This window comes from Streptomyces sp. T39 (genome assembly GCF_008042045.1).
Taxonomy (GTDB): Bacteria; Actinomycetota; Actinomycetes; order Streptomycetales; family Streptomycetaceae; genus Streptomyces.
The window spans coordinates 776,004-783,327 of record NZ_RDBP01000012.1 but is presented as its reverse complement, the minus strand read 5'-3'; the positions used below and the strand labels follow the sequence as shown (position 1 = coordinate 783,327).

General features: G+C 72.3%; 4 protein-coding genes. 3 read left to right on the top strand and 1 reads right to left on the bottom strand.

Translation table 11 applies throughout. From position 1 onward, the window contains the following. Positions 1-412 precede the first annotated feature (412 nt). From EAO77_RS04395 to EAO77_RS04385, 3 genes are all read left to right on the top strand, one after another. Complete coding sequence (locus tag EAO77_RS04395) at positions 413-1,327, top strand: LuxR C-terminal-related transcriptional regulator (RefSeq protein WP_147986796.1); 915 nt, start codon at positions 413-415, stop codon at positions 1,325-1,327. Between the two features lie 442 nt (positions 1,328-1,769). Continuing rightward, complete coding sequence (locus EAO77_RS04390) at positions 1,770-3,158, top strand: NAD(P)/FAD-dependent oxidoreductase (RefSeq protein WP_147986795.1); 1,389 nt, start codon at positions 1,770-1,772, stop codon at positions 3,156-3,158. A gap of 216 nt (positions 3,159-3,374) precedes the next feature. Further along, positions 3,375-4,667, top strand: a complete 1,293-nt coding sequence (locus tag EAO77_RS04385; protein WP_147988938.1) for an SAM-dependent methyltransferase — start codon at positions 3,375-3,377, stop codon at positions 4,665-4,667. A gap of 68 nt (positions 4,668-4,735) precedes the next feature. Here the strand turns inward: EAO77_RS04385 and EAO77_RS04380 are convergent, their stop codons facing one another. After that, entirely contained in the window at positions 4,736-7,276 is a 2,541-nt protein-coding gene (locus tag EAO77_RS04380) for an ABC transporter permease (protein ID WP_147986794.1), read from the bottom strand. Positions 7,277-7,324: the final 48 nt, after the last annotated feature.

Here is a 7,324-nt window from a genome sequence, read left to right as displayed (position 1 = left end):
GGCCGGGATCGTGGGGGTGCGTGTCCGGCATGGGCCGACCCTAGGACGGCACGGACGCCTTGGCCATGGCCCGTGCCGCACCGCCGGGAGCGGCGTGCCCGGACAGGCGGACGAAGCCCCGCGGATGACCGCAATCGGTCACGCCTGATTCGGCCGTGGTCAACCTCCCGTCGCCCCCAGTATGTTGTCGCCGCTCACCGGCCGGGGGGACGGGGTCGCCGTCCGCCGGTGCGGTGGGAGGTGCGGTGCGCGGCGACAACATACTGGGGGCGACGGGAGGTTGACCACGGCCGAATCAGGCGTGACCGATTGCGGTCATCCGCGGGGCTTCGTCCGCCTGTCCGGGCACGCCGCTCCCGGCGGTGCGGCACGGGCCATGGCCAAGGCGTCCGTGCCGTCCTAGGGTCGGCCCATGCCGGACACGCACCCCCACGATCCCGGCCGCGGGCAGGCCGGCCCGGCGGACGCTCTCGGGGGCGTGCCCGAGGACGTGCGGCGGTGGCTCGTCGAGCGTCGTCTCGTCGACGGCGGGGGGCGCCGCGTCGGCGCGCCCGAGCGCGCCCTGCACGAACTGGTCGCCGAGCAGCGCCGGCAGCTGGACGCCCTGCACCGGGGCCTCGACGCCTTCGGCGACGTCCTGCGCCTGCTGCCCGACCTGCGCCGCAGCGGGCGGGAGACGCTGGAGGCCGAGTTCTACGACGACCGGGTCCGGCTGCGGCAGCGGATGGAGGACCTGGACGCGCTGTGCCGCGACGAACTCCTCGCCATGCGGGCGACGTTCCCCGCCCCCGAGGTGCTGGAGGCGGGTCTGGCGGACGACCTGCGGGCGCTGGAGCGCGGCGTGGCCATGCTGCTGCTCGTCTCCGCGCGTGCCGCCCGGAGCACGGGGGCGGCCCGCTACCTCGCGGCCCTGCTCGACCACGGCGCGCAGATACGTGTGGCCACGACCGTCCCGCTGCACCTGAACGTCGTCGACCGCGCGGTGACCGTGATGGCCCTCGGCCCCGCGCCGCTGCGGGGCGAGCGCGCCGAGGACGTGATCCTGCACAGCGCGCGGCTCGCGGACTGCTTCGCGCGCGTCTTCGACCACCACTGGAGCACCGCGCGACCCTACGAGGACGGCGCGGCCTCCGACGACTGGTCACCACGGGAGCGCGAGGTGCTGGCCCTGCTCGCGGCCGGCGCCAAGGACGAGGCCGTCGCCCGGCGGCTCGGCTGCTCGGAGCGCACCCTGCGCCGCCTCATCGCGGGACTGGTCGCCCGCCTCGGCGCGGACAGCCGCTTCGCCGCGGGGGTGCGGGCGGCCCAGCTGGGCCTCGTCGACTGAGCCCCGCCGTCCTCCCGCCCGTCCGGCGCCGGGGGGACACGACCGGGCGCGGCGCGGTGCCGCGACCCGGGGTCCGCAGGCCCCGGAACCCCCGGAGAACACCCGCCGCGAGAAAGTTCGTGAAGTTCTTCACAAGGAATTCGGTCCCGACGGGCCCTTCGGACCCCCGAAACCCCCTCCCACCGCCCCCGTTGGGCTTCGGAACAGGGCCTGCGCGGGCCTCCACCGGCATCGGCCAAGCGGGCGAAGGGCGTCCGCCGCACCCGCTCCGGAGGCTTATGTGCCTGCTCACGTGGGGTGAACAACGTCTTCCGCTACCCCGTGGTTCCCGGCATGCGCCATGACCTGGGTCACGTGGGCGGCGGAGTGTAGCAGAGGTGGCCCACAACCTTGTGAAGGGGCTCACGAGCACCCCCCCGAGGTGGGGTGGATACTCGATGGCATGAGCACCACGGAGCGTCCCAGGATCCTCGTTGTAGGCGGTGGGTACGTAGGCCTGTACGCGGCACGTCGCATCCTGAAGAAGATGCGCTACGGCGAAGCGACCGTCACGGTCGTCGACCCGCGCTCGTACATGACGTACCAGCCCTTCCTCCCCGAAGCTGCCGCCGGCAGCATCTCGCCTCGGCATGTCGTCGTCCCGCTGCGACGCGTGCTGCCCAAGGCAGAGGTTCTCACCGGCCGGGTCACGACCATCGACCAGGACCGCAAGGTCGCCACCGTCGCGCCGCTGGTCGGCGAGGCGTACGAGCTGCCTTTCGACTACCTGGTGATCGCGCTCGGAGCCATCTCCCGCACCTTCCCGATCCCCGGCCTCGCCGAGCAGGGCATCGGCATGAAGGGCATCGAGGAGGCCATCGGGCTGCGCAACCACGTTCTGGAGCAGCTGGACAAGGCCGACTCGACGACCGACGAGGAGGTCCGCCGCAAGGCGCTCACCTTCGTCTTCGTGGGCGGCGGCTTCGCCGGTGCCGAGACCATCGGCGAGGTGGAGGACCTGGCCCGCGACGCGGCCAAGTACTACACCAACGTCAAGCGCGAGGACATGCGCTTCATCCTCGTCGACGCCGCCGACAAGATCCTCCCCGAGGTCGGTCCGAAGCTCGGCACGTACGGCAAGGAGCACCTGGAGGGCCGTGGGGTCGAGGTCTACCTCTCCACCTCCATGGACTCCTGCGTCGACGGCCACGTGGTGCTGAAGAACGGCCTGGAGGTCGACTCCAACACCATCGTGTGGACCGCCGGTGTGAAGCCGAACCCGGCGCTGGCCCGCTACGGCATCCCGCTCGGCCCCCGCGGCCACGTGGACTGCAACGAGAAGCTCCAGGTCAACGGCACGGACTACATCTGGGCCGCCGGCGACAACGCCCAGGTGCCGGACATGGCCCTGCGCAACGCCGGTGTCGAGAACGCCTGGTGCCCGCCGAACGCCCAGCACGCGCTGCGGCAGTCGAAGGTCCTCGGCGACAACGTGATCTCCGGGATGCGCGGCTTCCCGCAGAAGACCTACGAGCACGCCAACAAGGGCGCGGTCGCCGGTCTCGGCCTGCACAAGGGCGTCGCGATGATCGTCGTCGGCAAGATGAAGATCAAGCTCAAGGGCCGTCTCGCCTGGTACATGCACCGGGCGTACCACGGCATGGCGATGCCGACCTGGAACCGCAAGATCCGTGTCTTCGCGGACTGGACGCTGGCGATGTTCCTCAAGCGCGAGGTCGTCTCCCTCGGAGCGATGGAGACGCCGCGCGAGGAGTTCTACGAGGCCGCCAAGCCGACTCCGCCGCCGGCCGCCGCGGTGAAGCCGGAAGCCGAGAAGGCCAAGGCCTCCTAGGACCCCGGAACGCTCCGAAGGGCCGCCCGCCATCCGTGGTGCGGGCGGCCCTTCGGCGTACCCGTGCACAGGGCGCTCGGCGCCCTGACGCGGCCCCGGGTCTTTGCCCGTACATGGCGTGCCCGGGGAAGCACGCGGGGCGGTCACCCTGTTGTCGGTAGTGAGCGTTTCGCGTACGAGCGTTTCGTGGGAACCACCGTCACGGAGGTGTGTGCCATGGCCGGTGCCGCGCTGCGGCTGACGACTCTTGCCGGGGAGCTGCTGGGGAGGCCGTTCCCGGTCCGGATCCGGGCCTGGGACGGCAGCGAGTCCGGGCCGCCGGGCGGCCCCGTGCTCGTGGTGCGTCACCGGCGGGCGCTGCGCAGGCTGCTGTGGCGGCCCGGCGAGCTGGGTCTGGCCCGGGCCTGGGTCGCCGGTGAGATCGACGTGGACGGCGACCTGTACGCGGCGCTGGGCCTCCTCGCCGGGATCCTGTGGGAGCGCCCGGCCGGCCCCGGGAAGGGGGTCCACCCGCTGCGGGACCCGCGCCTGCGGGCGGCCGCGCGGGGCCTTCTCTCGCTGGGCGGTCCGCTGCCGCCGCCCCCGCCGCCCGCCGAGGAGACGCGCCGCCGGTCCGGCCCCCTGCACACCCGAGGGCGCGACAGACGGGCCATCAGCCACCACTACGACGTCGGCAACGACTTCTACGGTCTGGTGCTCGGTCCGTCCATGGTCTACTCGTGCGCCTACTGGGACGAGGGGGACGGCACCCTGGAGGACGCCCAGCGCGACAAGCTCGACCTCGTGTGCCGCAAGCTCGGACTGAAGGAGGGCGACCGGCTGCTCGACGTCGGCTGCGGCTGGGGCTCCATGGCCGTCCACGCGGCACGCGAGTACGGCGCCCGCGTCACCGGGATCACGCTCTCCCGCGAACAGGCCGCCTACGCCCGCAAGCGCATCGCCGACGAGGGCCTGACGGACCGGGTCGAGATCCGCGTCCAGGACTTCCGCGACGTGCACGACGGCCCGTACGACGCCGTCTCCTCGATCGGCATGGCGGAACACGTCGGCCGGGTGCGCTACCGCGAGTACGCCGATCAGCTGCTCTCGCTGCTGGTGCCGGGCGGCAGGCTGCTCAACCACCAGATCGCCCGCCGTCCCGAGCCGGACGAATCGGCGTACGAACTGGACGCGTTCATCGACCGCTACGTCTTCCCCGACGGGGAGCTCTCGCCGCTCGGGCGCACGGTCACGGCCCTGGAGGACGCGGGCTTCGAGGTCCGCGACGTCGAGGCGATCCGCGAGCACTACGCGCGGACCCTGCGCGCCTGGGTGGCCAATCTGGAGTCCGCCTGGCCCCGCGCGGTACGGCTGGTCTCGCCGGGACGGGCGAGGGTGTGGCGGCTCTACATGGCGGCCTCGGCCGTCGCGTTCGAGCGCAACCAGATCGGGGTCGACCAGATCCTCGCCGTCCGCACCCCCGCGTCGGGAGCCTCGGGCATGCGGGCGCGCACCCGCGACTGGCGGTAGGACCCGGCACGGCCGTGGCCCCGGGGACCGCCCCGGGGCCACACGTACGCCGTCCGCCGCCGCGCCGGCTACTCGGTCTTGATGGCCGTCAGCATGTTCAGCCGCGCGGCGCTCCGGGCCGGCCACATCGCGGCGAGCACACCGACCACACCCGCCAGCAGCAGGAAGATCCCGATCCGGTCCCACGGCAGGACCAGCGCGTAGCCGGGGATCTCCCCGCGGACCGTCTCGCCGATCGCCCAGCCGAGGAAGGTGCCGAGGCCGACGCCGATCACCGCGCCGAAGAGGGAGATCACCACGGCCTCCAGCCGGATCATCCGCTTCACCCGGCCGCGGTCGAGACCGATGGCGCGCAGCATGCCGATCTCCTGCTGACGCTCGAACACCGACATGGCCAGGGTGTTGACGACACCGAGCACGGCGATCAGCAGGGCCATCGCCAGCAGGCCGTACATGATGTTCAGCGCGGTGTTGATGAAGCCGCCGAAGAGGTTCCGGATGTCCTGCTGGTCCATGACGCTGATCGCCGGGTTGTCGCCCAGCGCGTCCACCAGCGCCTGTTCGTTGGCGGCGGTCGCGCCGCCGTCCATGGCCACCCAGATCTCGGGGATGTACGGCTTGGTCTCGTACGGGGCCACCAGCGAGGTCGGCACCAGCACCGGGGAGAGGAACTCGTTGCCGCGGTAGACGGCGCCGACCGTGACCTCCACGGGGCGCGGCTCGTCGTCGCTGCCGACGTTGGCCTTCAGGGTGTCGCCCACCTTGTAGCCGTTGGACTTGGCGGTGTCCTCGGCCACCGCGATGCCGCCCCGGCCGAGGCTCGCCAGGGAGCCGGAGACCGTCTTCAGGTCGAAGACCTTCTCCACGTCGCCCGGCGTCACGGCCGACGCCGAGTGCCACTCGTCGCCGATCTCCAGCGAGGTCGCCTGCTGCGGCGAGACCGCGCTGACGCCCTTCGCCTTCTCGATCGCCTCCAGCGCGGAGGCGTCGAGCGCCCCGCCTGCCGCCATCGAGATCATGTAGTCGGCGCGGATGTTGTCGGTGGTCATCTTGTCGATGGCCTGGCCGAGGGTGACGCCCAGCACCGACAGGCCGGTGACCAGGGTGAGGCCGATCGCCAGTGCGGAGGCCGTGGCGCCCGTGCGGCGCGGGTTGCGGACGGCGTTCTGCCCGGCGAGCTTGCCGGAGACGCCGAACACACCCTCCAGCAGCGGACGGAAGAGCGCGATCACCGGCCGCGACAGCAGCGGGATGAGGACGATGATGCCGATCAGCGAGAAGAAGGCGCCCGCGCCGATGAGCATGCGGCCGTCCGCGCCTCCGGCGGCCGCTCCGCCGGTGATGCCGGCCGCGCCGAGCAGGGTGACGGCGCCGCCGATGCTGTTGCGCAGCACGAGCGACTTGGTGGTGGCCGCCGCGTGGACACTGCTCATCGCGGCCACCGGCGCGATCTTCGCCGCCCGGCGGGCGGGCAGCCAGGCCGCCAGCATGGTGATCAGGATGCCCACCGCGAACGCCGCGCCGACGGCCGTCGGGGACACGACCAGCGGTCCGCCCGGCACCTTCGCGCCGAACGCGCCCATCGCGGACCGCAGTCCGGTCGCGAGCCCGAGGCCCAGCGCGAAGCCGACCACGGAGGCGATCGCGCCGACGAGCATGGCCTCCAGGATGACCGAGCGCTTCACCTGGCGCCGGGAGGCGCCCACGGCACGCAGCAGCGCCAGTTCCCTGGTGCGCTGGGCGACCAGCATGGTGAACGTGTTGGCGATCAGGAAGACACCCACGAACAGGGCGATGGCGGCGAACGCGAGCAGCATCGTGTTGAGGTTGCCGAGTTCGCTCTCGATCATCTCGGCCTGCTCGTCGGCGAGTTCCGCCCCGGTCTGCGCCTCGGCGTCCTTCGGCAGCAGCGGCTCGACGGCGGCGAGGATCGCGGTGTCGGAGGCTCCGGGGGCCGCGGCGACGGTCACGTCCCGGTAGAAGCCGGGCTGCAGGTACAGCTCCTGTGCGACCCCGGTCGTGAACAGGACCAGGCTGCCGCCCGCGTTGACCGCGCCGTCCTCGGTGGTGAAGACGCCGGCGAGCCGGTACTCCTTCACGGGCCCGTTGGTGGCCACCCGGACGGTGTCGCCCACCCGGTAGTCGCCCTTCTCGGCGGAGTCTCTGTCGAGGGCGATCGTGTCCGCCGACGCCGGTCCGGTGCCGTCGGTGAAGTCGTAGGCCGGGTCCTTGCCGTCCTTGCCGGGGGCGTAGTTGCCGCCGGTGTTGGACCAGCCGTTGCCGATCAGCCTGCCGTCCCTGTCGGCGACCCCGGCGAAGCCGGAGACCCGCCCGGTGGCGCCGGCGACGCCGTCGAGGGCGCGGATGCCCTCCAGCGTCCGGTCGCCGATGCCGTCGTCCTTCCTGCTGTCGTCCGGGTCGGCGTGGGTGGTGACGGCGACCGCGACGTCGTCGTAGCTCTTCGCGGACTGGTTGCGGTAGGCGTTGCCGAGGGTGTCGGTGAAGACCAGGGTGCCGGAGACGAAGGCGACGCCGAGCATCACGGCGAGCACGGTCATCAGCAGCCTGGCCTTGTGCGCGAGCACATTGCGCAGGGCGGTACGGAACATGGTGAGTCCTGGAAGGTGGTGCCGGCGCATGCCGGACGGGACCCACGG